General features: G+C 44.9%; 1 protein-coding gene. It reads right to left on the bottom strand.

What is annotated here, in order from left to right; all coding sequences use genetic code 11:
* Nucleotides 1–608 (bottom strand): chemotaxis protein CheA (locus tag A3739_RS00625; protein ID WP_197471917.1); only part of this gene is annotated, 608 nt, incomplete at both ends.

Raw genomic sequence — 608 nt, 5'->3', positions numbered from 1 at the left:
ATCTTCAAGCTTTTCTGAATCAGGCTTAATGCTGAAGATATCCCAAAGGCGCACAATTGGTACGTATTCATCCCGCAAGCGCAAGACCTCACAGCCTGATGAAACACGATGAATCATTTGATCATAAGACTGAATAGACTCAACAATTGAGACCAGAGGGAAAATAAAGACATCGCTGCCAACTCGGATGAGTTGTCCATCAAGAATTGCTAGTGTGAGTGGTAATCGGATGGTGAAGGTGCTGCCTTTGCCAGACTGCGACTCAACTTCGACAGAGCCATTAAGCTCTTGAATATTTCGTCGCACAACGTCCATCCCGACGCCACGACCTGAAATATCGGTGATTTCAGACGCGGTCGAAAATCCAGGTTTGAAAATCAAATCATAGATCTGTTCATCGCTGAGATTATCACTCGCTTTCACCAAGCCATTATCAATGGCTTTCTCAAGAATACGATCACGATTCAGGCCTGCGCCATCATCAATGATTTGAATCACTATGTTGCCACCCTGATGAAAGGCATTCAGAGTAATTTTACCCATTTCATCTTTGCCAGCTGCAACGCGCGTTTCAGGCGATTCAATGCCGTGATCTAACGAGTTTCGGA

It is taken from the genome of Oleiphilus sp. HI0067, from assembly GCF_001635735.1.
The sequence above is the reverse complement of the archived record's forward strand: the minus strand, read 5'-3'. Positions and strand labels throughout refer to the sequence as shown.